A 26,476-nucleotide genomic window follows, 5' to 3' on the forward strand; every position below is an offset into this window, starting at 1 on the left:
GGCGTGCGACACCAAGGGTGTGGCTCGCATGTTGCCGTACGTCTAAGGGGAGAACACCATGGCTCGTGTAAAGCGTGGCGTTACCGCCCGTCGTCGTCACAAGAAGATCATCGGCCGCGCGAAGGGCTACTACAACGCCCGTCGCAAGGTCTTCCGCGTCGCGAACCAGGCCGTCATCAAGGCCGGCCAGTACGCGTACATCGGTCGCAAGCAGCGCAAGCGTCAGTTCCGCGCGCTGTGGATCGTGCGCATCAACGCCGCGGCCCGTCAGTTCGGCCTGTCCTACAGCCGCCTGATCAACGGCCTGTCCAAGGCCGGCATCACGATCGACCGCAAGGTGCTGGCGGACATCGCCGTGCACGACATCAAGGCGTTTGGCGCCATCGCGGAAAAGGCGAAGGCCAGCCTGGCCGCTTGATCGTCGTCACCGACGGTATGCTGTAAATCAAGCGGGGAGAAGGCCAACGCCTTCTCCCCGTTTTTATTTAATAACGTCGCTTTTCGCGTTCGCTTCCTCTCCCCTCCGGGGAGTGGATTGAGGTGAGGGGACAAGGCTTGCCTTGGACGTCATCGAAGCCGCTTCTATGTGGCAGCAACGCAAGAGCGACCCCTCACCCCAACCCTCTCCCCGGAGGGAGAGGGAGCCAAGAGCAAACAGCGGAACTCGCACCGATGGACGATCTGGAAAGCCGCGCAACCCAGGCCTTGGCCGATATCGAAGGCGCCAACACGCTCGACGCGCTCGACGCTCTGCGCGTGGGGCTGCTCGGCAAGAGCGGCGTCGTCACCGCCGCGCTGAAATCGCTGGGCGCGCTCGCTCCCGACGAGCGCAAGGCCCGCGGCGCCGAGGTCAACCGCGTCAAGGACCGCCTGGCCGACGCGCTGGCCGCGCGCAAGCAGTCGCTGGAACAGGCCGAACTCGACCACCGCCTGGCCTCCGAGAAGCTCGACATCACGCTGCCGGGCCGCGATGGCGAGCGTGGCGGCATCCATCCGATCACCCGCGCCCTCGAGCGCATTGCGGCGATCTTCGCCCGCCTGGGCTACCAGCGCGCCGAAGGCCCGGAGATCGAGGACGACTGGCACAACTTCGAGGCGCTCAACTTTCCGCCGCACCATCCGGCGCGGGCAATGCACGACACCTTCTACTTCGGCGACGGGCGCCTGCTGCGCACGCATACCTCGCCGGTGCAGATCCGTGCCATGCAGGGACGCCAGCCGCCGATCCGCATCATCGCGCCGGGCAAGGTCTATCGCAGCGACTCGGACCAGACCCACTCGCCGATGTTCCACCAGATCGAGGGCCTGCTGGTCGACGAGACGTCCAGTTTCGCGGATCTGAAGGGGACCCTGGCGGAGTTCGTGCGCGCCTTCTTCGAGCGCGACTTCGAGATGCGCTTCCGCCCCAGCTATTTCCCGTTCACCGAACCCTCGGCAGAGGTGGACATCCGTTGGGAAACCGGTGATGGCCAGAGCCGCTGGCTGGAGGTGCTCGGCTGCGGCATGGTCCACCCGAAGGTGCTGGCCAACTGCGGCATCGATCCGGAACGCTACACCGGCTTCGCCTTCGGCCTGGGCGTCGAGCGTTTCGCCATGCTGCGCTACGGCGTCTCGGACCTGCGCGCGTTCTTCGAGAACGACCTGCGCTTCCTCAAGCAGTTCGCGTAAGCCGGCAAGGAACAAAGTACCCATGAAATTCTCCGAGAACTGGCTGCGCGAGCTGGTCGAGATCCAGGCCGACCGCGCCCAACTGGCCCACGCGCTGACCATGGCCGGGCTGGAAGTGGAAGAGCTGACCGTGCTGGGCGAGGGCCTGGCCGGCGTGGTGGTGGGAGAAATCGTCGCCGCCGAGAAGCATCCGGAAGCCGATCGCCTGAAAGTCTGCAAGGTCGCCGCGGGGTCGGGCGAGCCGTTGCAGATCGTCTGCGGCGCACCCAATGCCCGCGTGGGCCTGAAGGCGCCGCTGGCGACCATCGGTGCCGTCCTGCCGGGCGATGTGAAGATCAAGGCCGCCAAGCTGAGGGGCGTGGAATCGGCCGGCATGTTGTGCTCGGCCAGGGAGCTGGGTATCGATGCGGATGCCTCCGGCCTGATGGAACTGCCGGCCGATGCGCCGCCGGGCCAGCCGCTGGCGGAGTTCCTGGGCCTGCCCGACGCCAGCATCGAGCTCAAGTTGACGCCGAACCGGCCCGACTGCCTGGGCCTGGTCGGGCTGGCGCACGACGTGGCCGCACTGTTCGGCAGCCGCGTGCTGGTGTCGGTGCAGGAGCCGGCCCCGGTGACTTCCGCTGCGCGCCGCGGCATCCGCCTGGAAGCCGGCAAGGATGCGCCGCGCTACCTCGGCCGCATCATCGAGGGCATCGATACATCGGCGCGCTCGCCGCTGTGGCTGGCCGAACGCCTGCGCCGCGCCGGCCTGCGCCCGATCAGCGCGGTGGTCGATGTCACCAACTACGTCATGCTCGAGCTCGGCCAGCCGCTGCACGCCTTCGACAACGACACGCTCGAAGGCGACATCGTGGTGCGGCATGCCCGCGCCGGCGAGACGCTGAAGTTGCTCGACGGCAGCGAGGCGCAGCTGGACGAGGGCTTCCTGCTGATCGCGGACGGCACGAAGCCCCTGGCCGTCGCGGGTGTGATGGGCGGGCACGATTCCCGCGTCACCGACGCCACCGCCGACATCTTTCTCGAGTCCGCGCACTTCGCGCCGGCCGCGATCATGGGACGCGCGCGCAAGCTCGGCCTGCACACCGACGCTTCGCACCGTTTCGAACGCGGTGTCGACCCGGAGCTGCCGCGGCGCGCGCTGGAGCGCGCCACCGAGCTGCTGCTCTCGATCGCCAGCGGCCAGGCCGGTCCCGTGCTGGTCGCCGAGAACCCGGCCGACCTGCCCCGACCCGCCACGCTCACGCTGCGCCGCGCGCGCCTGGCCCGGGTGCTGGGTCTTGCCGTGCCGGACGAGGAAGTCACGCGGATCTTCACCGCGCTGGGCATGACCGTGCATCCCACCGCCGAAGGCTGGCAGGTGACGGCGCCGACCAGCCGCTTCGACATCGAGCGCGAGGAGGACCTGATCGAGGAGGTCGCCCGCGTCCATGGCTACGACCGCATTCCCACCCACACGCCCGCCGGCGCGCTGTCGCTCGTGCCCGAGCCCGAGGCGCGCATCGGTGAACTCGCGCTGCGCGAGCAGTTGGCCGCGCGCGAGTACTACGAGGCGGTCAACCTGTCATTCGTCAGCGCCGAGCTGCTCGGCCGTTGGGGGTACACGGAGAATCTCGTGCCGCTGGCCAACCCGCTGTCGGCGGACCTGGCCGTGATGCGCCCCTCGCTGCTGCCCGGCCTGGTCGAGGCGTTGCGCCACAACCGTGCCCGCCAGCAGGAACGCGTGCGGCTGTTCGAGGTCGCCCGGGCCTTTGCTGCGGGCGATCCGCCGGTGGAAACCCCGAGCCTGGCCATCGCCGCCTGCGGCAGCGCACGCGCCGAGCAATGGGCCGAATCGGCGCGCCCCTACGACTTCTTCGATCTCAAGGGCGAGCTGGACGCGCTCCTGGCCTGGGGTGGCGAGCGGGAACGCTGGACGCTGCACGCCGATGGCCTGCCGGCCTGGCTGCATCCGGGTCGCGGCGCCCGTGTCGCGCGGGACGGTGAGACGGTGGGCTACCTCGGCGCGCTGCACCCGCAACTGGCCAGGGCGCTGGATCTGGCCCAGGACGTGCACGTGCTGGAGGTGGCCCTGGCGCCGCTGTTGGAGCGCCGCCTGCCCAAGGCGCGGGCGGTGCCCCGTTTCCCTTCGGTGCGCCGGGATATCGCCGTCGAAGTGCCCGAAGAGGTGCGCTGGTCACAGATCGAACAGGTCGTCCGCGGCACCCTCGGCGACGTGCTCCAGGAGCTCAGGCTGTTCGACCGCTACAGCGGGAAGGGCGTCGACGCGGGCCGAAAGAGTCTCGCTATGGGCTTGATTTTGCAGGACGCTTCACGCACGCTTACCGACGACGACGCGGACCGCTGCGTGCGTGATGCGGTAGCTGCGTTGGAGTCGACATGCAAGGCAAAACTGCGAGGTTGAGATGGCGCTGACCAAGGCGGAGATGGCCGAGCGCCTTTTCCTCGAGGTGGGCCTCAACAAGCGTGAGGCGAAGGAATTCGTGGATGCCTATTTCGAGGTCGTCCGCGAAGCGTTGGAAAGGGGCGAGCAGGTGAAGTTGTCCGGCTTCGGCAACTTCGACCTGCGTCAGAAGAACCAGCGACCGGGTCGCAACCCAAAGACGGGCGAGGAGATTCCGATTTCCGCCCGCCGCGTGGTGACGTTCCGTCCGGGGCAGAAACTCAAGGTGCGAGTCGAGAGCTATGCTGGACCAAGGGAATAACACCGAACTGCCCGCGATCCCGGCCAAGCGCTACTTCACCATCGGTGAGGTCAGCGAGCTGTGCGGGGTCAAGCCGCACGTGCTTCGCTACTGGGAGCAGGAATTCCCTGCGCTCAATCCGGTGAAGCGCCGCGGCAATCGCCGCTATTACCAGCGCCACGACGTGCTGATGATCCGCCAGATCCGTGGCCTGCTGTACGACGAGGGTTTCACCATCACCGGCGCCCGTGCGCGGCTGGAAGGCCCGCAGGCCCGCATGGAGTCCAGCATGTCCCACCAGATCGTGCGTCAGGTGCGCATGGAGCTGGAGGAAATCCTGACTCTGCTGCGTCGCTGAAACGCCTGGGCATCTGCTATAGTTCGCCGTCTGTTCGCTGCGAACGCGGCGAACACACGAGTCACGTCGGGGCGTAGCGCAGCCTGGTAGCGCATCTGCCTGGGGGGCAGAGGGTCGTCGGTTCGAATCCGGCCGCCCCGACCAATTTACTCACACGCTGGCCGGTGGTTTCGCTAACCGCCCAACACGCGGCCTTCGACCGCATGCCACATATCTGCGGCACCGAGGCCCATCATCGGGACGTGCTCGCTGATGTGCGACCATCCAGCTTCGCTGGGTGGTTCCTTGCCAGGCCCGGCGCCGCAGCTCGATCTTGTTCCCGATCGCCACGTCGCGACCGCGCCTAAGGCGTCCCGGATCTTCCCACCGGCGCGCCTCGTCCCAGGCGCTGGCTGAGCATTGCGCCCAATTCCATCATCGGCCGCTCGATGCGGCGGTAGCTGATCCAGCTCAAGCCGAGCGTGATGGCCGTACTGGCCGCGAACGCCTGCCACCCGCTCGCGTGCAGTCTCTGCGTCATGCCGAATGCAATCGGGTGCAGCAGATAGATCGAATAGCAGCTCTGCCCGAGGAAACCCAGCCCTTGCGCAGCCCAGCCCCCGAGGGCCGGTCTGGCCTGATACACCGCCAGCACCACCGCCAGGGTTGCGGCCGACATGACCAGTCGCCCGGTGCCGGTGGCCAATTGCACTTGCGAGGTCATCGGGTAAAGGCAGAACACCACGGCGGCCGGAAGCCCGATCAAAAGGGGATGGCGGACGCGTGGAGCCGACGCGATAACCACTCCGCCGACGAACAGGAAAAGGTTGTTCAATGGCTGGACGTACACTGGCCACTGTGCGGCCAGGGAAGCATCTGCCGAGATCAGGTACCCGGCATACGCCGCTGCTGGAACGACACTGATCGCGAGCGCCGCGCGCGGGGCGAGTGCGATCAACGGCAGCAATGCGTAGAAAACCAGCTCGTTGCCGATCGACCATGCGCCGGTGGCAATGGCTCCTGCCGGATCGAACACGCTGAAAAGCAGGCTGAAGTTCAGCAGCGGATCATGGCGGCTTCCCCGCACCAGCAGCGTCGCGGCAGTGACCAGCCAGAACAGCGGCACGATGCGGAACAGGCGGCGAATCCAGAATGCCGCGATCTCGCGGGGCGTGCCCAGCCGTTCCAGGTACACCATGCCTAGGCTGGCGCCGCTCAGAACGTAGAAGGTCGCGACCGCATAGATGCCCAGTTTCCCGAGCAGCCCGGACTGCTCGTGCAGCAGCCACATCCGGTAGTGATAGAGCATCACCGACACCGCCATCAGGCCGCGCAGGTGGTCGAGCGATTCGACGCGCCTCACCCTTCAGACCCGCATGAGGCCCCTTGCGGGCAGCCCGCTCCGGGGTTGCCTGCCGCCCGAAGCTGATTGCGCCCGACGCACAGCTGCCCGAATCCATCCATCGGTCCTTGCCCCCGGCAACCAAGGAATCGCTGCACGATACAACAGCCCTGACATGCCTGAGGGGCGCATTTTCCGCCGCACTGTTCCAGCCACGATTGCCTGCCGGAAAGGCAGGGCACCGGCCCGACGTGGTCTGGCCGGAAACGGCGTCCCGCCATGACGGACGCGCGCCGGCAGTTATTGCACGAACGATGGGAAGCGGCGATCCGACTGCTGGCCGTCGATGCATTGCCGCGTTCGGACCGCTCGCCTGGAGTCATCGGGAGAAGGCACGGGCGTTGCCATCAATACAGAACGCGGGTCTTCAACGTCCCCGGAATCGCCGCCATCTGCTCCTTCAGCGCCTGTGTCTGCGCCACGTCGGCGGCGACGTCGATCACTACGTAGCCGACTTCGGCGTCGGTCTGCAGGAACTGCGCATTGATGTTGATGTTGCCGGCCGAAAAAAGCTCGTTGATTCGGGACAGCGTGCCGGGGACGTTGCGGTGGATGTGCAGCAGGCGCCGGCTGTGCGGATGCTCGGGCAGCGCGACCTCCGGGAAGTTCACCGCCGACAGGGTCGAGCCATTGTCGCTGTAGCGCACCAGCTTGCTCGCCACCTCGATGCCGATGTTGTCCTGCGCCTCCAGCGTGCTGCCGCCGATGTGCGGGGTGAGGATCACGTTGTCCATGCCGACCAGCGGCGAGGCGAAGGTGTCGTCGTTGCCCTTGGGTTCGGAGGGAAAGACGTCCACGGCCGCGCCGGCGAGATGTCCCTTGAACAGCGCCGCGGCCAGTGCGTCGATGTCCACCACGCTGCCGCGCGAGGCGTTGATGAGCAGCGAGCCGCGCCGCATTCGTGCAAGCTGTTCGGCGCCGATCATCATCCGGGTGGCCGGCGTGTCGGGCACGTGCAGGGTGACCACGTCGGCCGCTTCCAGCACGTCGTCCAGGCTCGCCGCCGCGCGCGCATTGCCCAGCGCCAGCTTGGACTCGATGTCGTGGAACAGCACATGCATGCCCATGCTCTCCGCCAGCACGCCGACCTGGGTGCCGATGTGGCCATAGCCGACGATGCCCAGTACCTTGCCGCGCGCCTCGTAGCTGCCCGCCGCCGATTTCGACCAGCCGCCGCGATGGCACTGCATGTTCTTCTGCGGGATGCCCCGCAGCAGCATGATGGCCTCGGCTACCACCAGCTCGGCCACGCTGCGGGTATTGGAATAGGGCGCATTGAACACCGGGACGCCCAGCCGCCGCGCGGTCCCCAGCTCCACCTGGTTGGTGCCGATGCAGAAGCAGCCCACCGCGATCAGGCGCCGGGCGTGCTCCAGCAGCGCCGGCGTGAGCTGGGTGCGCGAACGGATGCCCACGATATGCGCCTCGGCCAGCCGGGCCCGCAGCTCGGCTTCCGGCAGCGCCTTCGGATGCATCTCGACCTGCGTGTAGCCCGCGTGTCGGAAGGTCTCCACGGCGCTCCGGCTGACACCTTCGAGCAGCAGCACGCGGATGTCCTGCCTGGGAAACGAGGTCTTCATGGGAGCGAGTCCGAGCCGGGGCGTGGGGCTACTATGCCAGAGCTCCGCTGCGTTTGCGGCACTGCAGCACTGGACCCCGCCGGCCCCGCTCTGGCAGGCTGGCAGTCCCGCCGGAGCTGCCATGACCGATCCCCGCCTCGCCGACCTGGGCGCCCGCATTCCCTCGCTGCGCCTGCTGACCGAACTGGCCGACCTGATCCATTACGGGCGTGACTGGACGCGCCGGTGGGGCCCGTCGCCGCTGGCGGTGGCCTTGCCGGGCACGGGCGAGGAAGTGCAGGCGATCGTGCGCTGGGCCAACGAGCACGGCGTCGCGCTGGTGCCCTCGGGCGGTCGCACCGGACTGTCCGGTGGCGCCGTGGCAGCGCAGGGCGAACTGGTGCTGAGCCTCGAGCGGATGAACCGCGTGCTCGGCTTCGACGCCACCGACCGCCTGCTCGAGGTCGAGGCCGGCATCACCCTGCAGGCGGTGCACGAGGCGGCGCGCTCGCACGGGCTGCTCTATCCGGTGGACTTTGCCGCACGCGGCTCCTGCACGATCGGCGGCAACGTCGCCACCAATGCGGGCGGCATCCGGGTAATCCGTTACGGCACCACGCGCGAGTGGATCGCCGGCCTGACCGTGATCGCCGGCAACGGCGAGCGACTCGAGCTCAACCGCGGCCTGATCAAGAACTCCAGTGGTTACGACCTGCGCCATCTGATGGTCGGCTCGGAGGGCACGCTGGGCGTGGTGGTGGGGGCGCAGCTGAAGCTCACCGACCCGTCGCCGCCGGCGCAGACCATGCTGCTGGCGCTGCCGCACATGGACGCGCTGATGCAGGTGTTCGGGCTGTTCCGCGCGCGGCTGAAGCTGCAGGCGTTCGAGTTCTTCACCGACGTCGCGCTGCGCCACGTGCTGGCGCACGGCGCGCAGCGCGCGATCGATGCCGACCTGCCGTATTACGTGGTGGCCGAGTACGACGCACTGGACGACAACGACATGCACGCCGCGCTGCTCGCCTTCGAGGACGGCGTGCGCGAGGGCTGGATCAGCGACGGGGTGATCGCGCAGAGCGAAGCGCAGGCGGCCACGCTCTGGCGGCTTCGCGAGGGCATCACCGAAAGCCTGGCGCCACGCAAGCCCTACAAGAACGACATTGCGCTGCGCATCGGCGCGATGCCGGCGTTCCTGCGCGAGATGCAGGCCCTGCTGGCGCGCGAATACCCGCGGATGGAGGTGGTCTGGTTCGGCCACATCGGCGACGGCAACCTGCACATCAACGTGCTGCCGCCCGAAGACATGCAGCCGGCCGAATTCATCGCCCACTGCGAGCGCGTGACGAAGCTGCTGGCCGATACGCTGCAGCGCCATGGCGGTAGCATCTCCGCCGAGCACGGCATCGGGCTGGTCAAGCGGGCGTACCTGGGAAGCACGCGCAGCGCGGCGGAGATCGCGCTGATGCGCGGGATGCGCACGGTATTCGATCCGAACGGCCTCCTCAACCCGGGCAAGCTTGTCTAGGAGTGCCACCGGGCGCGACCCGCGCCCCCGGCCATGCCCAGCCGACGCTGTTGGGCCTGGGGCCGCGTGCTAGCCTTGGCCGCTTCCCATTTCCTCGAGATCGAAGGCATGAACCAGGAACGCCGCGCGCTGTATCCGGAGATCGAGCCCTATGACAGCGGCATGCTGCCGGTGTCCGGGCTGCATACGATCTACTACGAGCAGAGCGGCAACCCCGACGGCAAGCCGGTGGTGTTCCTGCATGGCGGGCCCGGCGCAGGCGCGAGTCCGCGCTGCCGGCGCTTCTTCGATCCGGCGGCCTACCGCATCATCCTGTTCGACCAGCGCGGCTGCGGGCGCTCGACGCCGCACGCCGAGCTCACCGACAACACCACCTGGGACCTGGTGGCCGACATCGAGCGGCTGCGCGAACACCTGGGGATCGCCCGCTGGCAGGTGTTCGGCGGCTCCTGGGGCTCCACGCTGGCGCTGGCCTATGCGCAGACCCATCCGGACAAGGTCGCCGAGCTGGTGCTGCGCGGCATCTTCATGCTGCGCCGTTCGGAGCTGGAGTGGTTCTACCAGAAGGGCTGCGACGCGCTCTACCCGGATGCCTGGGAGGCCTACCTGGCGGCGATCCCGGAGGCCGAGCGTGGCGACCTGATGAGTGCCTACCATCGGCGCCTCACCAGCCCCGACGCGGCCACCCGCCTGGAGGCCGCGCGGGCGTGGTCGACCTGGGAGGCCGGCACCAGCTTCCTGTTCCAGGATCCGGGCTACATCGCCAGCAGCGGCGAGGACGAATTCGCGCTGGCCTTCGCGCGGATCGAGTGCCACTACTTCGTGCACGGCGGCTTCTTCGAGCACGACGACCAGTTGCTGCGCAACGTCGACCGTATCCGCCGGATCCCGACCGTGATCGTGCAGGGGCGCTACGACGTGGTGTGCCCGATCCGCAGCGCGTGGGACCTGCACCGCGCCTGGCCGGAAGCGGACCTGCGCATCGTGCAGGATGCGGGGCACTCGGCGTTCGAGCCGGGCATCACGCACGAACTGGTCGAGGCCACCGACCGCTTCAAACGCTAGCGCTTCAGCTCCTTCTCCCCTCCGGGAGAGGGTCGGGGCGAGGGGCAGCGCTCGCCCCGAACCAGCCGCAAGAGCGTCGCGTAACTCCGGGCTCCAGGTGCGCGGGAAGATGGAGGCGGGCCGGAGCCCCCCCTGAGAAGGCCTAACCCGGTAGCTGCTTCGTGCCGAAGATCTTGTCGCCGGCGTCACCCAGCCCGGGCAGGATGTAGCCCTTGTCGTTGAGCCGCTCGTCGATCGAGGCGGTGAAGATCTCCACGTCCGGATGCGTGGCCCCGATGCGCTCCAGGCCCTCGGGCGCGGCGACCAGGAACAATCCCTTGATCCGCCGGCAGCCGGCCGCCTTGAGCATGTCGACGGTCGCCACCAGCGTGCCGGCCGTGGCGAGCATCGGGTCGACGATCAGCGCAGTGCGCTCGTGCATGCTGCCGCTCAGCTTCTCGTAATAGGCCACCGGCGCCAGCGTGGCCTCGTCGCGCTGCACGCCGACGACGCTGACCTTGGCCGAGGGGATCATGTCGAGTACGCCCGGCAGCATGCCCAGGCCTGCGCGCAGGATGGGCACGATCGTGATCTTCTTGCCCTTGATGCGCTCGACCCTGACCGGACCGGCCCAGCCTTCGATGGATTCTTCCAGCGTCTCCAGGTCCTTGGTCGCCTCGTAAGTGAGCAGGGCGGCCACTTCGGAGGCGAGCTCGCGGAATTCCTTGGTGCTGATGCCGGCGCGGCGCATCAGGCCGAGCTTGTGGCGGATCAACGGGTGGCGGACTTCGATGACGGGCATGCGGGGATTCCTCAATGGCTCGCGCGACCTTGCAGGGGTGACAGGGCTGCCACTCGCTGCGCACGCCATCCCGGTCGTGCGCAAGGCGCGCCCGGCAGGATAGCGTTCGCCGGGCATGAAAAAGGGCGCGCCGTCGCCGACGCGCCCCTCGATCGATCAAGCGCTCAGGCCGCCTCGGCGGCCTGCTTGCGCGGGCCCTTCAGCAGCGCCTGGCGCACGTGGTCGACGACCAGGTCGACCTCGGCGCTGGTCACGTTGAAGTGCGGAGTGAAACGCAGCGAGTTGGCGCCGCCGTGGATCACGCCCACGCCGTGCTCGCGCATGTACTCCTCGGTCGAGCTTTCCCCGAAGCACTTGAACTGCGGCGCCAGCTCGCAGGAGAACAGCAGGCCGGTGCCTTGCACCTTGGTGATCAGCCCGCCCAGTTCGTCCTTGAGCTTGTTGAGCTTGGCGACGAATTCCTCGCCGCGGGCGCGGATGTTGGTGCGCACCTCGTCGGTGAGCAGCTCCATCGTGGCCAGCGCCACGTCGAGCGCGCGCGGGTTGGTGGTCATGGTGTTGCCGTAGATGCCCTTGCGGTACAGCCCGGCGGTACGGTCGCTGACCGCCAGCACCGACAGCGGGTACTGGCCGGCGTTGAGCGCCTTGGAGAAGGTCTCCATGTCCGGCGGCGGCAGGTTCTCGAAGCCCGGGTAATCGACTATCGACAGCACGCCGTGCGCACGCAGGCCGGCCTGGATCGAGTCGACCAGCAGCAGCGTGCCGTGGGCTTCGGTCAGTTCGCGCGCGGCCTTGTAGAACTCCGGCGTCACCGCCCGGCCGGGGTCGCCTTCGCCCATCACCGGCTCCAGGAACATCGCCTCGATGAACCAGCCGTGCTTGTCGGCATCGGCGAAGGCGGCCTTGAGCTGCTCCACGTCGTAGGGAGCCACCGTGAGCAGGGTGTCCTCGTGGCGGTAGCTGGCCAGGTGCTGCTGGTAGGTCTTGCGGGTGGAATCGGAATACAGCGCCGGCTTGTCGGTGCGGCCGTGGAAGGCCCCGCGCACCGACAGGCGCTTGATCGCGCGGTTGGCGTAACGGCCGCCGGTGTCGGTCATCAGCTTGGCGTTGACGTCGGCGATGCGGCAGGCCAGGCCAACCGCCTCGGAGCCCGAGTTCAGGCACAGGTAGTGCTTGTACGGGTTGGCGCCACGGCTGCGGCCCAGTTCCTTGTCCATCGCGCGGGTGAAGCGCAGCTGCGAGACGCTTGGCGACATCACGTTGGCCATCACCTGCGGCTGCGCCAGCGCCTCGAGGATGGCCGGCGGGTTGTGGCCGAAGCCGAGCATGCCGTAGCCGCCGTTGTCGTGCAGCACGGCGCCCTTGAGCGTCACGATCCACGGGCCGCGCGCGGCGGCCGGCAGGTACGGGTTGATGGCGTCGTCAGGATAGAAGTTGACGTAGCCGGCCTGGGCCCTGGTCAACTGCTCGGACTCGTCCAGCTTGAGGAAATCGCCCAGCTCCGCACACAGCTCGCGGTGGCGGGCCAGGGCCTCGTCGACCGCCTGCACCAGTTGCGGCTGGCTGGCCGCCATGCGCTCGATGCTGGCGTCGTCCAGGCCGACGGTACGTGGCTTGCCGCCGAATTCGCGCATCTCGCGCAGCTGATCGATCACACCCATGGCAGTCCTCCTCGTGGCCGGCCGGCGCCGGGGTGGCGCCGCTGGCGGTGATTGCGGGGCACGCGCGACTGGTGGCGCATGCGGTTGTGCGGGCCCGTCGTTGCGCCGTGCGAAGCACGCCTGGCGGGGCCGGGGATAAACCCAAGGATACCGTGCGCCCGGCTCCGCCGTAACCCCGCATGACGGCTGTCACCAGCGCGGGCTGACGCCGACCAGTGTCCGCAAGGCCTTGCCGTGCCTAATGTTTGCGTCCATACCAAGGAGGTCGCATGGACATGTCCGCCACCCCGGTCGCGCGCCTGCGCGGCGCGGTCAAGCGCTACGGCGCGCTCACCGCCGTCGACGGCCTGGACCTCGCGCTGCACCGCGGCGAGCTGCTCGCCCTGCTCGGCCCCAACGGCGCCGGCAAGTCCTCCGCCATCGGCCTGCTGCTCGGCCTGCACCGGGCCGACGCGGGCGAGGTCGAGCTGTTCGGGCTCGATCCGCAGCGGGTCGAGGCGCGCCGGCGGATCGGCGTGATGCTGCAGAGCGCCACGCTGCCGCCGACCCTGCGCGTGCGCGAGCTGCTGCGGCTCACCGCGAGCTACTACGCCAATCCCCGCGTGCTGCAGGAATCGGCCGAGCTGGCCGCGGTGGAAGACCTTTTGGACCGGCCCTACGGCAAGCTCTCCGGCGGCCAGCAGCGGCGCGTGCAGTTCGCGCTCGCGCTGTGCGGGCGTCCGCGCCTGCTGTTCCTGGACGAACCCACCGTCGGCATGGACATCGAAGCGCGCCAGGCGCTGTGGGCGGCGATCCGCCGGTTGGTCGCCGAGGGCTGCTCGGTCCTGTTGACCACGCACTACCTGGAGGAGGCCGAGGCACTGGCCGATCGCGTCTGCGTGATGGCCCGCGGCCGCGCGATCCACGAAGGCACGGTGGACGAGTTGCGTGCCCGCGTCGGCGTCAGGCGCATCCGCTGCATCAGCACCCTGCTGCCGGAAACGGTCGCCGCCTGGCCGGAGGTGGCGGAGGTCCGCGTGGAAGGCGGTCGCCTGCAGTTGACCACCGCGGAGGCCGAAGTGGTGGTGTTGCGCCTGCTGCAGAACGACGCCTGGCTGCGCGAACTGGAAGTCCAGCGCGCCGGCCTGGCCGAAGCGTTCACCGAACTGACCCGTGAGCCCGAAGCATCGTCCACCGACCAGCGCGAGGCAGCCTGACATGGATACCGTTCCCTTCGATCCGCTCGAGGACAATGGCGGCATGCCGCCCGGCCGCGTACTGGGCGCCTACCTCGCCGAAGCGCGCAGCGAGTGCCTGCGCTACCTGCGTGCCCCCAGCTTCATGCTGCCGATCACCCTGTTCCCGGGCATGTTCTACCTGGTGTTCGGCGTGCTGATGGCCCGGGGCGAGGGCACCGACGCGGCGCGCTACCTGCTGGCAAGCTACGCCACCTTCGGCGTGATGAGCCCGGGCCTGTTCGGCTTCGGCGTGTCGCTGGCGCTGGAGCGCGACGGCGGCCTGCTCACGCTCAAACGCGCGCTGCCGATGCCGCCCGGCGCCTACCTGATGGGCAAGATGGTGATGGCGATGGGCGCGGCCGCCTTCGTGGTGCTGCTCCTGCTCGGGCTCTCGCAGATCGCGCACGTGTCGCTGTCGCCGGGGCAGGCCGGCGCACTGCTCGTGACCGGCGTGCTCGGCGTGCTGCCGTTCTGCGCCCTCGGCATGTACATCGGCACGCTGGTCAAGGGGCAGGGTGGCCCGGGCCTGCTCAACCTGGTCTACCTGCCGATGGCGTTCCTGTCCGGCCTGTGGTTCCCGCTGCCGATGCTGCCCCGGGTGTTGCAGCAGATCGCGCCGCTGTGGCCGAGCTACCACCTGGACCGCCTCGCGCTCGCGGCGGTCGGCATGCCGCAGGACGCCCTGCCCGGGCACGTGCTGGTGCTGCTCGGCTTCGCCGCCGCGTTCCTGCTGCTGGCGGCGCGTCGGCTCCGTCGGCACGGTTGAAGTAGCATGCCCGGACGCCCGGCCAGGAACGCCCGATGAGACTGCTACGCGCATGGTTCACGCCCGCGCCGGACTCGCGCATCGCCGAGATCCAGCGCCAGGGCAAGTCGCCCTGGGCCGAGAGCGTGCACCTGCTGTGGTCCGCCTGGGTGTTCATCACCCCGGTGTTCGACAACCAGTACAGCTGGCGCTGGCTGGGGCTGACCGTGCTCACCTACCCGGTGTTCGTGGCGCTGTTCGCCAAGGTGTTCCTGGCGCCGCGCGGCAAGGCCTCCAACTATGCGCTGGCGTTAGCGGTATTCGGGCTGGTGCTGGTGCCGGTCTATGCGAGCGGCGTCAGCTACTTCATCTACGGTTGCGTGTCGTGCAGCCTGGCGAGCCGGCGCTTCCTGCCGTTCCTGTTGCGGCTGCTCATGCTCAACGGGTTGTTCCTGCTGATGGCCTGGCAGGCCCATTACGCCTGGCAGGCGATGCTGGCGATTCCCTGCATGACGCTGATCATCGGCCTGGTGACCCACGTCGAGCGGATCGAGCACGAGAAGGACGCGGCCCTCAAGCTGTCCCACGAGGAGGTGCGCCGGCTCGCGGCAACCGCCGAACGCGAACGGATCGGGCGCGACCTGCACGACCTGCTCGGCCACACGCTCTCGCTGATCACGCTCAAGCTGGAGCTGTCGCGCAAGCTGTTCGACCGCGACACCGAAGCCGCCCGGCGCGAGGTGATCGAGGCCGAAAAGGTGGCGCGGCATGCCCTGACGCAGGTGCGCGCCGCGGTGACCGGCATCCGGGCGACCGACCTGGCGGCCGAGCTGGCGTCGGCGCGGCTGCTGCTGGAATCCTCCGCCGTGCACCTGGATTACGGGCAGCCACCCTGCATGCCGGCCGAGGTCGAACGCGGCCTGGCGCTGGTGCTGCGCGAGGCGGCCACCAACATCGCACGCCACGCGGCAGCCACGCGCGCCAGCGTCGCCTTCGAATGCATCGACGGTGGCCTGTGCCTGACGGTGTCGGACAACGGCCGCGGTGGCGTGCTGGAGGAAGGCAACGGCCTGACCGGCATGCGCGAGCGCGTGCGCGCCTTCGGGGGGCGCCTGCAGATCCACTCGCAGCAGGGGCAGGGCACGCGCCTGCGGGTGGTGGTACCACTGCCGGCCGCTTCGCTGCAGGCCGCTGCCGCCCCGGCGGGCACGCCGGCCGCACCGGTCGGCGAGACCCCGATGGCAGCGGAGGCTCGTCCATGATGCGGCTGTTCACGCCGGCGCCCGATTCGCTGCTTGCCCAGTTGCGCTCGCCGCTGTCCATGCGCTGGCAGGCCGGCCTTTCGCTGTTCGCGCTGGTGGCGGTGTTCCAGGGGCCACTGTCCGTCGGGCACGCCACGGGGACCTGGCTGGTGCCCACGCTGCTGGCCGTGCCGGTGTTCGTGTACCTGTACTCGCGTGTCTATGTCGGGCCTCGCCGGCACCACGCCTGGTATGTCGCCGGGATGGCGGCGACGGCGCTGGCGCTGTGGGTCTGCAACCCCTTCGGCTTCGTGCTGCTGGCGCTGGCCGCCGTGCTGTCGGCGTTCTCGCCTTCGTGGCGACGGTGGCTGGCGAGCGTCGCGATCATCGGCACCCTGGCGCTGGTCAAGGCATGGGCGTTCGGCGACCCTTTCGGCCAGGCGCTCGCGGTGGTGATGGCGGGGCTGTTCGGCGGTTTCAGCAACGTGGCCTACATGTTCAGTGCACGCAAGGACGCCGAACTGCGCCTGTCGCAATCGGAAGTGCGGCGGCTGGCGATCCTCGCCGAGCGCGAGCGGATCGGCCGCGACCTGCACGACCTGCTCGGGCACACGCTGTCGCTGGTGGCATTGAAGTCGGAGCTCGGCAAGCGCCTGGCACTGGCTGAACCGGCGCGCGCGCAGCGCGAGATGGAGGAGGTCGAGCGCGTCGCGCGCCATGCGCTGGCCGAGGTGCGCGCTGCGGTGACCGGCATGCGCCGCAGCGACCTGGCCGCCGAACTGACCTCCGCCCGGCTCATGCTGGAAGCCTCCGGCGTCATGCTCGACGGCGAGCTGCCCGAAGGCCTCGACCTGCCCGGGCACGTCGAGGCGCCGCTGGCGCTGGTGCTGCGTGAGGCGGTGACCAACATCCATCGCCACGCACGCGCCACGCGCGCCAGCGTGGCCCTCTCCATCGACGGCAGCGGGATAGGCATGCGGATCGGCGACAACGGGAAGGGCGGGCTGGCTGCCCACGGCAACGGCGTCAGTGGCATGCGCGAGCGCGTGCGCGGCCTGGGCGGCACGCTCTCGATCGAATCGCCGCCGCGACGGGGCACGCTGCTCTCGATCCGCGTGCCGCTGCAGGCGCGCGCGACCGCCGCGTTGCAGCGCGCCGACGCGACGGTAGCGCTGCCGTCCGCCGGGGGCCGGGCATGATCCGCGTGCTGCTGGCCGAGGACCAGGCGATGGTGCGCGGGGCGCTGTCGGCGCTGCTCAACCTGGAAAGCGACATCGAGGTGCTCGGTTCCTCCGCCGACGGCGAGGCGGCCTGGCGCGACCTGCAGCGGCTCAAGCCGGACGTGCTGGTGACCGACATCGAGATGCCCGGCCTGACCGGGCTGGAACTGGCCCAGCGCATCCAGCGGCACGAGTTGCCGATGAAGGTGATCATCGTGACCACCTTCGCGCGCCCGGGCTTCCTGCGTCGCGCGCTGGACGCGGGCGTATCCGGCTACCTGCTCAAGGACGCCCCTGCCGAGAATCTGGCCGAAGCGCTGCGCACGGTGCATCGCGGCGGCCGCGCCATCGACCCGCAGCTGGCGCTGGAAGCCTGGACCGAGGCCGACCCGCTCAACGATCGCGAGCGCCAGGTCCTGCGCCTGGCGGGCGAGGGACTCTCGGCCGGCGACATCGCCACGCGGCTCAACCTCTCGCACGGCACCGTGCGCAACTACCTGTCCGAGGCCATCGGCAAGCTCGGTGCGGGCAACCGCATCGAGGCGTTTCGGCTGGCCCGGCAGAAGGGCTGGCTGTAATCGGGGATCCTGCCCGGCAGGGACGCCCTCGGAGGTGGCCCTGCGGCCTTACGGCTGGATCCAGCCGGGCGCGCGCTTGTCGAGAAAGGCGCCCAGGCCTTCCTGGCCCTCATCCGAGACCCGCAGGCGCGCGATCAGCTCGGCGTTGTCGGCGTCGAGCGCACCGGCGCCCCGCTCGTCGATGCCCGCCATGCGCAGCGCCAGCCGCTTGGCCTCGCGCTGCGCGTTCGGCCCGGCCTTGCCCAGCAGCTTCAGCGTGAACCCGACCGCCTCGTCCAGCCCCTCCGCCGGCACCACGCGGTGGAGCAGGCCGATGCGGCAGGCCTCGGCCGCGTCGAAGACCTCGCCGGTGAGGAACAGCCGGCGCGCCTGGCGCACGCCGATGGCGGCGACCACGTAGGGCGAAATCACTGCGGGCACGAGGCCGAGCTTCACCTCGGTCAGGCCGAACCTGGCCCCTTCGGCGCCAATGGCGATGTCGCAGGCGGCGATCAGGCCCACGCCACCGCCGTAGGCGGCGCCGTTGACGCGCGCGATGGTGGGCTTGGGCAGGAACTGCAACGTCCGCACCAGGGCGGCCAGGCGCAGCGAGTCGTCGCGGTTTTCCGCCTTGCTGGCCGCCGCCATGCCGCGCATCCAGTTCAGGTCGGCGCCGGCGGAGAAGCTCGCGCCGGTGCCGGTGAGCACCACGGCGCGCACCGCATCGTCGCGCCCGGCCTCGATCAGCGCGGCCGTGAGTTCGCCGATCAGGACGTCGTCGAAGGCGTTGTGCACTTCGGGGCGGTCGATGGCGATCTGGCGCACGCCGGCGCGGTCGGTGACGAGGATGGCGGACATGCGCGGACTCCCTGCGGAAACGCCGGATTGTAGCGACTGCGCGGGGAAGCCCCCGGCCGCCGGCGCCTCAGCGCGGATAAAGGGAGTTGTCCTATAATGCGAACCATTCTTATTCCATTTTCCCGCCCGTGCGCCTCTCCGACTTGCCCAAAGGTTCGCCCGCCGTGGTTGCCCGCGTTGATGATGCCCATGCCGGCGATCCCATCGCGCAGCGCCTGCGCGACCTCGGCTTCGTCGACGGCGAGCCGGTGCGCGTGGTGGCCCGTGGCCCGCTGGGAGCCGATCCGCTGCTGATCCAGATCGGCTCGACCCGCTTTGCGCTGCGCCGCAGCGAGGCGGCGCGCGTCTACGTCAAGGCGGAGGCCGCATGAGCGCGCAAAGCCTGCGCATCGCGCTCGTCGGCAACCCCAACTGCGGCAAGACCGCGCTGTTCAACCAGCTCACCGGCGGGCGACAGAAGGTCGCCAACTACGCCGGGGTCACGGTCGAGCGCAAGGAAGGCCGCTTCGTGGCGCCCTCCGGCCGCGTGCTGCAACTGCTCGACCTGCCGGGCACCTACAGCTTCGACGCGGCCAGCCCGGACGAACAGATCACCCGCGACGTCTGCGAGGGCCGCTATCCGGGCGAGCCGGCGCCGGACCTGATCGTCTGCGTCGCCGACGCCACCAACCTGCGCCTGCACCTGCGCTTCGTGCTCGAGGTCAAGCGCCTGGGCCGGCCGGTGGTGCTGGCGCTCAACATGATGGACACGGCGCGCCGGCGCGGCATCGCGATCGACGTGCCGGGGTTGCAGGCGCGGCTGGGGCTGCCGGTGGTGGAAACCGTCGCGGTCCGGCGCGGTGGGGCCCGGGCGCTGATCGAGCGCGTCGACGGCGAGGTGCCGCTGGCCGCGCCGGCCGAACCGGACGACGCGGCCAGCCGCGCCGACCTGCACGCGCAGGTGCGCGCGCTGATGGCCGCCACGGTGACCATGCCCCGCGCCACCGACGCGCTGGACGACGCGATCGACCGCTGGGCGCTGCACCCGGTGTTCGGGCTGGGCATCCTGGCGGTGCTGATGTTCCTGATCTTCCAGGCGGTGTTCTCCTGGGCGCAGCCGGTCATGGACGCCATCGAGGCGGGCGTCGGCACACTGGGCACCTGGGTGACCTCGGCGCTGCCGCCGCACAGCGCCCTGCACAGCCTGCTCAACGACGGCATCTTCGCCGGCCTGGGCGCGGTGCTGGTGTTCCTGCCGCAGATCCTGATCCTGTTCCTGTTCATCCTGGTGCTGGAGGAGTCCGGCTACCTGCCGCGCGCGGCGTTCCTGCTCGACAAGCTGATGTTCAAGGCGGGCCTGACCGGGCGCGCGTTCATCCCGCTGCTGTCGAGTTTCGCCTGCGCGATTCCCGGCATCATGGCCACGCGCAGCATCACCGACCCGCGCGACCGGCTGACCACCATCCTGGTCGCGCCGCTGATGACCTGCTCGGCGCGGCTGCCGGTCTACACGCTGCTGATCGCCGCGTTCATCCCGCACCGCACCGTGTGGGGCGTGTTCAACCTGCAGGGCGTGGTGTTGTTCACGCTGTACGTGGCCGGCATCGTCAGTGCGCTGGCGGTGGCGTTCGTGATCAAGCGCTTGCGCAAGGACAAGAGCGAGCACGCGCTGCTGATGGAACTGCCGTCCTACCGCCTGCCCAACGTGCGCGACGTGGCGCTGGGCCTGTGGGAGCGCGCCAAGATCTTCCTCAAGCGCGTGGGCGGCATCATCCTGGCACTCACCGTGCTGCTGTGGTTCCTCTCCAGCTTCCCGGGGCCGCCGCCGGGCGCCAGCGGGCCGGCGATCGACTACAGCCTGGCCGGGCGGCTGGGCCACGCGCTGCACTACGTGTTCGCGCCAATCGGCTTCAACTGGCAGATCTGCATCGCGCTGGTGCCGGGACTGGCCGCACGCGAGGTGGCGGTCTCCGCGCTGGGGACGGTCTATGCGATGTCCGGCAGCGACGACACCATCGCCAACCAGCTCGGGCCGCTGATCGCGCACCAGTGGTCGCTGGCCACGGCGCTCAGCCTGCTGGCCTGGTACGTGTTCGCGCCGCAGTGCATGTCCACGCTCGCCGTGATCCGTCGCGAGACCAATGCCTGGCGCAACGTGGCGATCACTGCCGGCTACCTGTTCGGCCTGGCCTACCTCGCCTCGCTGCTCACCTACCAGCTCGCGCGGGTGCTCTCATGAGCGCCTTCGGGATCGTGCAGGCGGTGGTGCTGGCCCTGGCCTTGCTGGCCAGCCTGCTCGTGGCCTTCCGCAAACTGCTGCCGAGGACGGCCAAGCGGGTCCAGGCGCGGCTCTCGGCGGCCATGGACCGTCCGGGCCGCAGCGCTCCCCTGCGCCGCCTGGGGCAGTGGCTGCAGCCGGACGAGGCCAGGCGCGGGGGCTGCGGCAGCGGCGACGGCTGCTCCAGTTGCGGCGGCTGCGCACCGGCGCCCGCGGGCCGGGACGAGGCGGTGCCGCTGGAATTTCGCCAGCGCGGGCGTTGAGCTTCAGCGCACCCGGGCCGGACGCCAGGCGCGACGCTGGCGCCACAGGGCCGCGGCCCAACCGCACAGCGCGATCCCGGCGAACACGCCGGTGAACCATTCCGGCTGCAGGCCGGACGCGGCCAGCACGCGCGCCACCGGCGAGATCATCACGGCGCCGATCCAGAGCCAGGTGCGCACGCTGCCCGGGATGTCCAGCCCGCGCAGGGCGCGGGCCAGGGCCAGCCAGGTCGCCAGCAGCAGCATCGGCCAGCCGGCCAGGGGCGTGTCCACCATGTATTCCATCACCAGCCCGACGCCGGTGAGCAGCGGCACCAGGGCCAGGTGAAGCCTGCCCGGCCAGCGCCCGGCGGGCGCGGGGCCAACCTGCCAGCGCAGTAGCTGCGCCCAGGCGGCAAAGAGGAAGAACAGCACGCAAACCAGCGCCACGACGAGAGCCGTGGCACCCACGGGGGCCGCATCGATGCCACCGCCCGGCCCGGCCGCGACCCAGCCGAAGAGCAACCCTACGGGAAGGCTGAGCAGCAGCGCCACGAGCGTGCGCGCACCGGCCAGGACCAGCCGCGGCCGGCTGATGAAGCGGACGTCCGCGGCGCGGAGCCAGAAATCCAGCTGGCGACGGTCGATCCCGGCCGGCAGCAGTTCGAGGTGCCCGCCGCACAGGCACTGCACCAGCTTGCCGATCTCCCGGCCAAACGCGGGGAAGAGTCCACGCAGGAGGACCTGCGGCCAGCGGAACGGCCGCTGGAGCTGGCCCAGCACCTCATCGAGCGTCCGCCGCGCGGGCCGGGCATCCATGCGCAACCTGCCTGCCAGCTGGCTGCGTCGGGCGGGCATCAGATGGAAGGCCAGGTCCATGCGTCGGCGCAGCTGGTGCAGCGCCAGCGGGTCGTGGCCGGTAAGGGTGTTGTCCAGCCCGAAGAAGGCCAGCAGCGCATCGAGGCAGGCTTCCGGCATCGGCGGCACCTGGCGATAGAACGCGCTGACCAGCGCGTGGCCGGCCCGGGCCTTGGTATCCAGCGACCATAGCGCTTCGATGCCGCGCAGCCAGCGATCCAGCGCGGTCGGATTGCCGGCGCCGGCAAGGCTGATGGCCTCCTGCACGAACCCGTCGAGGTCGAAGCAGGCTGCCGGCAGGGGCGGCACGGTGATGGCGGGCCGGGCGGGTGCCGGCGGGTCGTCCGGGGCAGGCATCGGCGCCACCGGCCGTGCCGCTTCGGCCGGCACGACCTCCCGTCGCCGGCAGGATGCCAGCGCCGCCTGGTAGGCCGCGTGCAGCGCCTGGAAGCCCTGCGGGTCGTCCTCGGGCCGGGTCTGGCGCAGGCGCGCGGCATAGGCGCGCTTGATCGCGCGCTCGTCGGCGTCGACCGCGAGACCGAGTTCGCCGAACGGCCACATCAGACCGTCTCCAGCGAATCCAGGGCGCGCCCCAGCTCCAGCCGATGCTCGCGAATCAGCAGCTCGTCCTGGGTTTCCAGGACCGCGCGGAACTGGGCGATCCACGCCTGCACCTGGGCGCGGGCGCCCAGGTACTCCTCGTAGAGCCGTTCGGCGCGCGAAAGCACGGCGAGGTTCTCCTGCTTGCTGCGCGGGTGGATCTTGATCTCCTCGAGCGCCTGCAGGCGCTGGCGGATCTGCGCCGCATCGAGCAGGCCCGGGTTCTGCTCCAGCACCAGCTCGTAGCGTTTGCCGGTGGAGCGCACCTGGGCCTCGACCTGCAGCACGCCGTTGACGTCGTAGGTGAAGCGGACGGCGACTGCGTTCTCGTGCACCGGCCGGGTGGCGTCGATGGCGACTTCCAGCTCGCCGAGCTTGATGTTCTTTTCCACCAGCGGGCTCTCGCCCTGGTAGACGTCCAGGCGCAGCTGTTTCTGGCCTTCGTTGATCGGCAGGAATTCCTGCTCGCGGCTGACCGGGACCACCGTATTGCGATGGATGATCGGCTCGAAGAAGCCACCCTGGGCCCGCCCCTGCGCATCGCGCCGCGCCACCGCGGTGCCGAGCGAGTAGGGGCAGACGTCGGTCAGCACCACCTCATCCAGCCGCCGGTCGCGCGCCTTGAGCCCGGCCGCCACGCACGCGCCCAGGGCGATGGCCTGGTCGGGATTGACGTGCCGCAGGGGCAGGCGACCGAACATCCGCGAGACCATCCGCGAGACCAGCGGCATGCGGCTGGCGCCGCCGACCAGCACGATCTCGTTCAGCTGGGCGGGTTGCAGGCGTGCGTCGCGCATGGCGCGCTCGAGCGGCGCGCGCATGCGCTGCACCAGCGGCTCGGCCAGCTGCGCGAAGCGCGCCTCGTCGATGCGCCACTCGTGGGTGGCGTCACCCAGCGTGACACGCACCTCCGCGGCCGCGGGGCCACCCAGGCTGCGCTTGGCGCTTTCCAGGCGCTGGCGCAGCGTGCCGCGCGCCGCGGCGTCCAGCGTGTCGGCGCGCAGGCCGCGGTCGGCCAGGAAGGCCCGCTCCATCGCGTCGAGGAAGTCCTCGCCACCGAGGAAGTTGTCGCCCGCGCTCGCGTGCACTTCGACCACGCCGTCGAACATCTCCAGCACCGACACGTCGAAGGTGCCGCCGCCGAGGTCGAACACCAGGAAGCGCGAGCCATCCGGCCGTTCCTGCAGGCCGTAGGCCAGCGCGGCGGCGGTCGGCTCGTTGATCAGGCGCTCGACCTTGATGCCGGCCAGCGTGCCGGCTGCCTGGGTCGCCTTGCGCTGGGCGTCGGAAAAATAGGCCGGGACGCTGATCACCGCCTCGGTGATCTTCTCGCCGGTGGCTGCTTCGGCGTCGGCCAGCAAGGCGCGCAGGACCAGTGCCGAGAGCTCCTCGGGCCGGAACGCGCGCTCGCCCAGCCGCGTCTCGCGGGCGGTCCCCATCCAGCGCTTGAAGCTGGCCACGGAGGCGTCGGGATGGCTGACCAGCCGATCGCGCGCGGCCTGGCCGACCAGGGCGTGCCCGTCGCTGTCGAGGCTGACCACCGAGGGCGTGAGGAACTCGCCCAGGGCGTTGGGGAAAAGGCGCGGACCGGATTCGCCGTAGCAGCCGATCAACGAGTGGGTCGTGCCAAGATCAATACCGACGATCATCCGGATCCTCCCTGTACGGGAGAGTTTACACAGCGCCGGCGGGAGGCTCCCATCGCGTGCGGGTGCGCTCCCGCCGAGGGGGCTACATGCGGAACACGCCGAAACGCTGCGGCTCGATCGGCGCGTTCATCGAGGCGGAGATCGCCAGGCCGAGGACCCGCCGGGTGTCGGCCGGGTCGATGATGCCGTCGTCCCACAGCCGCGCACTGGCGTAGTAGGGATGCCCCTGGCGTTCGTATTGCTCGCGGATCGGCGCCTTGAAGGCATCCTCCTCGTCCGCGCTCCAGGCCTTGCCGGCGGCCTCCAGCCCGTCGCGCTTGACCGTGGCGAGCACGCTGGCGGCCTGCTCGCCGCCCATCACGCTGATCCGCGCGTTGGGCCACATCCACAGGAAGCGGGCGCCGTAGGCGCGGCCGCACATGGCGTAGTTGCCGGCGCCGAAGCTGCCGCCGATCACCACGGTGAACTTGGGCACGTGCGAGCAGGCCACGGCGGTCACCATCTTGGCGCCGTCCTTGGCGATGCCGGCCTGCTCGTACTTCTTGCCGACCATGAAGCCGGTGATGTTCTGCAGGAACACCAGCGGCACGTTGCGCTGGTTGCACAGTTCGATGAAGTGCGCGCCCTTGAGCGCGCTCTCGGCGAACAGGATGCCGTTGTTGGCGACGATGCCCACCGGGTAGCCGTGGATGTGCGCGAAGCCGGTGACCAGCGTCTTGCCGTAGCGTGCCTTGAACTCGTGGAATTCAGAGCCGTCCACGATGCGCGCGATCACTTCGCGGATGTCGAACGGGCGCCGCGTGTCCTGCGGAATCACCCCGTACAGCTCCTCGGCCGGGTACTTCGGCTCGAGCGGGGTCTTGAGCGCCAGCGGCATGGCCTTGCGTCGGTTGAGGCTGGCCACCACGTCACGTGCGATGGCAAGCGCGTGCGCGTCGTTCTCCGCGTAGTGATCGGCGACGCCCGAGACGGACGTATGGACGTCCGCGCCGCCCAGTGTCTCGGCGTCGACCACCTCGCCGGTGGCCGCCTTCACCAGCGGCGGACCGCCCAGGAAGATCGTGCCCTGTTCGCGCACGATGATGGTCTCGTCGCTCATCGCCGGCACGTAGGCGCCACCGGCGGTGCAGCTGCCCATCACCACGGCGATCTGCGGGATGTTGAGCGCGGACATGCACGCCTGGTTGTAGAAGATGCGGCCGAAGTGTTCCTTGTCCGGGAAGACCTCGTCCTGCAGTGGCAGGAACGCGCCGCCGGAATCGACCAGGTAGATGCACGGCAGTCGGTTCTCCAGCGCCACTTCCTGCGCGCGCAGGTGCTTCTTCACCGTCATCGGGAAATAGGTGCCGCCCTTGACCGTGGCGTCGTTGGCGACCACCACCACCTCGATACCGGCGACGCGGCCGATGCCGGTGATGATGCCGGCCGCGGGTGCGGCGTCCTCGTACATGCCGTGGGCGGCCAGCGGCGAGAGCTCGAGGAACGGCGAGCCGGGGTCGAGCAGGGCGCGGATACGCTCGCGCGGCAGCAGCTTGCCGCGCGCGGTGTGCTTTTCGCGCGCCTTGGCACCGCCACCTTCGGCATGGCGCGCGAGCTGCGCCTTCAGGTCCTCGACCAGCCCGCGCAAGGCGGCACTCGAGGCCTGGAAATCGGGCGAGCGGGTATCGATCTGCGAAGCAATGGTGGTCATCAGGCTGGACTCTTGCTCGTTTGTTCGGGGACCGCCGCGGCGGTGCTCTTCCATGGGCTTGCGTCGGCCATGCGAAACGAAACGCATCGGCCAAACCCGGGATGATAACCGGCGCCTGTATCGCGTGCGGTCAATGGCGCCGAGTACAAAAAAGACGCGCATAAAAAAACCGGCCGCAAGCGGCCGGTTTTTTCCGATCGGACGAACAGAAGGATCAGTGACCCTTGTTCTTGTCGTCGGCAGCATCCTTGGCATTGTCGGCGGCGTCCTTGGCCGCATTGGCAGCCTTGTCGGCCTGGTTCGCAGCGTTGTCGGCGGCGTCCTTGGCCTGCGACATGGCGTCCTTGGACATGTCGTTGTTGGCCGGAGCGGCAGCCGAAGCGGCAGCGGCGGCCTGCTGGGCCTGGTCGGCAGCCTGGCCGGCGGCGTTGGCCTCGGTGGTGGCCTGCTGGGCAGCCTGGTCGGCGGCCGGGCTCTGGGTCTGCGCTGCAGCCTGCTGGGCCTGGTCAGCGGACTGCTGAGCCTGGTCGGCCGACTGCTGGGCGTCCTGCGCGGAATCCTGCGCGCCGTTGCTGCAAGCCGCCAGCAGCGCGACGAGCGCGGAGGCGAGTAGGGTACGCGTCAACTTCATGGTGGATCTCCTTTGCCGTGGAATGCCGTTTT

General features: G+C 69.6%; 24 protein-coding genes and 1 tRNA gene. 16 read left to right on the top strand and 9 right to left on the bottom strand.

The features are described from left to right. Positions 1 to 58 precede the first annotated feature (58 nt). The 6 genes from rplT to VFH59_RS00455 all read left to right on the top strand — a co-directional run bounded on the left by rplT (position 59) and on the right by VFH59_RS00455 (position 4,851). Positions 59 to 418 (top strand): 50S ribosomal protein L20, encoded by a 360-nt coding sequence (rplT, locus tag VFH59_RS00430; RefSeq protein ID WP_091333679.1) that lies wholly within the window; start codon positions 59 to 61, stop codon positions 416 to 418. A 254-nt stretch (positions 419 to 672) separates the two neighbouring features. Then, entirely contained in the window at positions 673 to 1,668 is a 996-nt protein-coding gene (gene pheS / locus VFH59_RS00435) for a phenylalanine--tRNA ligase subunit alpha (RefSeq protein WP_325162914.1), read from the top strand. Between the two features lie 22 nt (positions 1,669 to 1,690). Next, positions 1,691 to 4,069, top strand: a complete 2,379-nt coding sequence (gene pheT, locus VFH59_RS00440; protein ID WP_325162915.1) for a phenylalanine--tRNA ligase subunit beta — start codon at positions 1,691 to 1,693, stop codon at positions 4,067 to 4,069. Between the two features lies 1 nt (position 4,070). Further along, positions 4,071 to 4,370: an integration host factor subunit alpha gene (gene ihfA, locus VFH59_RS00445; RefSeq protein WP_091333672.1), complete on the top strand. Its 300-nt coding sequence runs from the start codon at positions 4,071 to 4,073 to the stop codon at positions 4,368 to 4,370. Next, a complete protein-coding gene (locus tag VFH59_RS00450; RefSeq protein ID WP_209618439.1) occupies positions 4,351 to 4,707 on the top strand; it encodes a MerR family transcriptional regulator in 357 nt (118 codons plus the stop codon). The genes ihfA and VFH59_RS00450 overlap by 20 nt, the downstream gene beginning before the upstream one ends. Before the next feature lie 67 nt (positions 4,708 to 4,774). Then, a tRNA-Pro gene (locus VFH59_RS00455) sits at positions 4,775 to 4,851 on the top strand. Positions 4,852 to 5,050: 199 nt separating this feature from the next. On the opposite strand, the gene VFH59_RS00460 is transcribed toward VFH59_RS00455, so the two are convergent. Both VFH59_RS00460 and serA read right to left on the bottom strand, forming a co-directional pair. Then, positions 5,051 to 6,049: an acyltransferase gene (locus VFH59_RS00460; protein ID WP_325162916.1), complete on the bottom strand. Its 999-nt coding sequence runs from the start codon at positions 6,047 to 6,049 to the stop codon at positions 5,051 to 5,053. A gap of 386 nt (positions 6,050 to 6,435) precedes the next feature. Next, positions 6,436 to 7,668, bottom strand: a complete 1,233-nt coding sequence (gene serA / locus VFH59_RS00465) for a phosphoglycerate dehydrogenase (RefSeq protein WP_325162917.1) — start codon at positions 7,666 to 7,668, stop codon at positions 6,436 to 6,438. 121 nt (positions 7,669 to 7,789) lie between these two features. Between serA and VFH59_RS00470 the strand changes: the two genes are divergently transcribed. Beyond that, entirely contained in the window at positions 7,790 to 9,172 is a 1,383-nt protein-coding gene (locus VFH59_RS00470; protein ID WP_325162918.1) for an FAD-binding oxidoreductase, read from the top strand. 108 nt (positions 9,173 to 9,280) lie between these two features. After that, a complete protein-coding gene (gene pip, locus VFH59_RS00475) occupies positions 9,281 to 10,237 on the top strand; it encodes a prolyl aminopeptidase (protein ID WP_325162919.1) in 957 nt (318 codons plus the stop codon). Positions 10,238 to 10,379: 142 nt separating this feature from the next. Here pip and upp read toward each other — a convergent pair whose 3' ends face one another. Then, positions 10,380 to 11,018, bottom strand: coding sequence for a uracil phosphoribosyltransferase (upp, locus tag VFH59_RS00480; protein WP_325162920.1), 639 nt, complete (start codon positions 11,016 to 11,018; stop codon positions 10,380 to 10,382). A 164-nt stretch (positions 11,019 to 11,182) separates the two neighbouring features. Beyond that, positions 11,183 to 12,679: an aminotransferase class III-fold pyridoxal phosphate-dependent enzyme gene (locus VFH59_RS00485; RefSeq protein WP_325162921.1), complete on the bottom strand. Its 1,497-nt coding sequence runs from the start codon at positions 12,677 to 12,679 to the stop codon at positions 11,183 to 11,185. Positions 12,680 to 12,948: 269 nt separating this feature from the next. On the opposite strand from VFH59_RS00485, the gene VFH59_RS00490 reads away from it, so the two are divergent. From VFH59_RS00490 to VFH59_RS00510, 5 genes are read left to right on the top strand one after another with little or no spacing between them, the layout of a single operon-like run. Beyond that, positions 12,949 to 13,875 (top strand): ABC transporter ATP-binding protein, encoded by a 927-nt coding sequence (locus tag VFH59_RS00490; RefSeq protein ID WP_325162922.1) that lies wholly within the window; start codon positions 12,949 to 12,951, stop codon positions 13,873 to 13,875. A gap of 1 nt (position 13,876) precedes the next feature. After that, entirely contained in the window at positions 13,877 to 14,662 is a 786-nt protein-coding gene (locus VFH59_RS00495) for an ABC transporter permease (protein WP_325162923.1), read from the top strand. A gap of 35 nt (positions 14,663 to 14,697) precedes the next feature. Then, the gene (locus tag VFH59_RS00500) at positions 14,698 to 15,903 is read left to right on the top strand and encodes a sensor histidine kinase (protein WP_325162924.1); all 1,206 of its coding nucleotides are present in this window, start codon (positions 14,698 to 14,700) and stop codon (positions 15,901 to 15,903) included. After that, complete coding sequence (locus VFH59_RS00505; protein WP_325162925.1) at positions 15,900 to 17,081, top strand: sensor histidine kinase; 1,182 nt, start codon at positions 15,900 to 15,902, stop codon at positions 17,079 to 17,081. The genes VFH59_RS00500 and VFH59_RS00505 overlap by 4 nt, the downstream gene beginning before the upstream one ends. Further along, on the top strand, positions 17,078 to 17,680 hold the full coding sequence (locus VFH59_RS00510) for a response regulator transcription factor (protein ID WP_325162926.1): 603 nt from the start codon (positions 17,078 to 17,080) through the stop codon (positions 17,678 to 17,680). The genes VFH59_RS00505 and VFH59_RS00510 overlap by 4 nt, the downstream gene beginning before the upstream one ends. Positions 17,681 to 17,728: 48 nt before the next feature. Here the strand turns inward: VFH59_RS00510 and VFH59_RS00515 are convergent, their stop codons facing one another. Then, a complete protein-coding gene (locus VFH59_RS00515; RefSeq protein WP_325162927.1) occupies positions 17,729 to 18,517 on the bottom strand; it encodes an enoyl-CoA hydratase/isomerase family protein in 789 nt (262 codons plus the stop codon). Positions 18,518 to 18,645: 128 nt separating this feature from the next. Here VFH59_RS00515 and VFH59_RS00520 point away from each other — a divergent pair, with 128 nt between their 5' ends. Genes VFH59_RS00520 through VFH59_RS00530 form a run of 3 tightly spaced genes read left to right on the top strand, consistent with a single transcriptional unit; the run spans position 18,646 to position 21,037 of the window. Further along, complete coding sequence (locus VFH59_RS00520) at positions 18,646 to 18,888, top strand: FeoA family protein (RefSeq protein ID WP_325162934.1); 243 nt, start codon at positions 18,646 to 18,648, stop codon at positions 18,886 to 18,888. Next, the gene (gene feoB / locus VFH59_RS00525; protein ID WP_325162928.1) at positions 18,885 to 20,735 is read left to right on the top strand and encodes a ferrous iron transport protein B; all 1,851 of its coding nucleotides are present in this window, start codon (positions 18,885 to 18,887) and stop codon (positions 20,733 to 20,735) included. The genes VFH59_RS00520 and feoB overlap by 4 nt, the downstream gene beginning before the upstream one ends. Next, entirely contained in the window at positions 20,732 to 21,037 is a 306-nt protein-coding gene (locus VFH59_RS00530) for a DUF6587 family protein (RefSeq protein ID WP_325162929.1), read from the top strand. Before feoB ends, VFH59_RS00530 begins: the two co-directional genes overlap by 4 nt. A 3-nt stretch (positions 21,038 to 21,040) precedes the next feature. On the opposite strand, the gene VFH59_RS00535 is transcribed toward VFH59_RS00530, so the two are convergent. From VFH59_RS00535 to VFH59_RS00550, 4 genes are all read right to left on the bottom strand, one after another. After that, complete coding sequence (locus tag VFH59_RS00535; protein WP_325162930.1) at positions 21,041 to 22,435, bottom strand: J domain-containing protein; 1,395 nt, start codon at positions 22,433 to 22,435, stop codon at positions 21,041 to 21,043. Continuing rightward, positions 22,435 to 24,123, bottom strand: a complete 1,689-nt coding sequence (locus VFH59_RS00540) for a molecular chaperone HscC (RefSeq protein WP_325162931.1) — start codon at positions 24,121 to 24,123, stop codon at positions 22,435 to 22,437. Before VFH59_RS00540 ends, VFH59_RS00535 begins: the two co-directional genes overlap by 1 nt. An 82-nt stretch (positions 24,124 to 24,205) precedes the next feature. Continuing rightward, the gene (locus tag VFH59_RS00545; RefSeq protein ID WP_325162932.1) at positions 24,206 to 25,813 is read right to left on the bottom strand and encodes a carboxyl transferase domain-containing protein; all 1,608 of its coding nucleotides are present in this window, start codon (positions 25,811 to 25,813) and stop codon (positions 24,206 to 24,208) included. 214 nt (positions 25,814 to 26,027) lie between these two features. After that, a partial coding sequence (locus VFH59_RS00550; RefSeq protein WP_325162933.1) for a hypothetical protein occupies positions 26,028 to 26,476 on the bottom strand: 449 nt, incomplete at its 5' end.

Source organism: Frateuria sp. (genome assembly GCF_035695185.1).
GTDB lineage: Bacteria > Pseudomonadota > Gammaproteobacteria > Xanthomonadales > Rhodanobacteraceae > Frateuria_A.

Excerpts from the sequence above, each read along its gene's own strand:
- serA (WP_325162917.1), bottom strand. The coding sequence starts at position 7,668 with ATGAAGACCTCGTTTCCCAGGCAGGACATCCGCGTGCTGCTGCTCGAA.
- VFH59_RS00530 (WP_325162929.1), top strand. The coding sequence starts at position 20,732 with ATGAGCGCCTTCGGGATCGTGCAGGCGGTGGTGCTGGCCCTGGCCTTG.
- VFH59_RS00450 (WP_209618439.1), top strand. The coding sequence starts at position 4,351 with ATGCTGGACCAAGGGAATAACACCGAACTGCCCGCGATCCCGGCCAAG.
- VFH59_RS00470 (WP_325162918.1), top strand. The coding sequence starts at position 7,790 with ATGACCGATCCCCGCCTCGCCGACCTGGGCGCCCGCATTCCCTCGCTG.
- pheS (WP_325162914.1), top strand. The coding sequence starts at position 673 with ATGGACGATCTGGAAAGCCGCGCAACCCAGGCCTTGGCCGATATCGAA.
- VFH59_RS00495 (WP_325162923.1), top strand. The coding sequence starts at position 13,877 with ATGGATACCGTTCCCTTCGATCCGCTCGAGGACAATGGCGGCATGCCG.
- rplT (WP_091333679.1), top strand. The coding sequence starts at position 59 with ATGGCTCGTGTAAAGCGTGGCGTTACCGCCCGTCGTCGTCACAAGAAG.
- pip (WP_325162919.1), top strand. The coding sequence starts at position 9,281 with ATGAACCAGGAACGCCGCGCGCTGTATCCGGAGATCGAGCCCTATGAC.
- VFH59_RS00510 (WP_325162926.1), top strand. The coding sequence starts at position 17,078 with ATGATCCGCGTGCTGCTGGCCGAGGACCAGGCGATGGTGCGCGGGGCG.
- VFH59_RS00505 (WP_325162925.1), top strand. The coding sequence starts at position 15,900 with ATGATGCGGCTGTTCACGCCGGCGCCCGATTCGCTGCTTGCCCAGTTG.
- VFH59_RS00540 (WP_325162931.1), bottom strand. The coding sequence starts at position 24,123 with ATGATCGTCGGTATTGATCTTGGCACGACCCACTCGTTGATCGGCTGC.
- VFH59_RS00545 (WP_325162932.1), bottom strand. The coding sequence starts at position 25,813 with ATGACCACCATTGCTTCGCAGATCGATACCCGCTCGCCCGATTTCCAG.
- VFH59_RS00490 (WP_325162922.1), top strand. The coding sequence starts at position 12,949 with ATGGACATGTCCGCCACCCCGGTCGCGCGCCTGCGCGGCGCGGTCAAG.
- feoB (WP_325162928.1), top strand. The coding sequence starts at position 18,885 with ATGAGCGCGCAAAGCCTGCGCATCGCGCTCGTCGGCAACCCCAACTGC.
- VFH59_RS00535 (WP_325162930.1), bottom strand. The coding sequence starts at position 22,435 with ATGTGGCCGTTCGGCGAACTCGGTCTCGCGGTCGACGCCGACGAGCGC.
- VFH59_RS00515 (WP_325162927.1), bottom strand. The coding sequence starts at position 18,517 with ATGTCCGCCATCCTCGTCACCGACCGCGCCGGCGTGCGCCAGATCGCC.
- VFH59_RS00485 (WP_325162921.1), bottom strand. The coding sequence starts at position 12,679 with ATGGGTGTGATCGATCAGCTGCGCGAGATGCGCGAATTCGGCGGCAAG.
- VFH59_RS00500 (WP_325162924.1), top strand. The coding sequence starts at position 14,698 with ATGAGACTGCTACGCGCATGGTTCACGCCCGCGCCGGACTCGCGCATC.
- ihfA (WP_091333672.1), top strand. The coding sequence starts at position 4,071 with ATGGCGCTGACCAAGGCGGAGATGGCCGAGCGCCTTTTCCTCGAGGTG.
- upp (WP_325162920.1), bottom strand. The coding sequence starts at position 11,018 with ATGCCCGTCATCGAAGTCCGCCACCCGTTGATCCGCCACAAGCTCGGC.
- pheT (WP_325162915.1), top strand. The coding sequence starts at position 1,691 with ATGAAATTCTCCGAGAACTGGCTGCGCGAGCTGGTCGAGATCCAGGCC.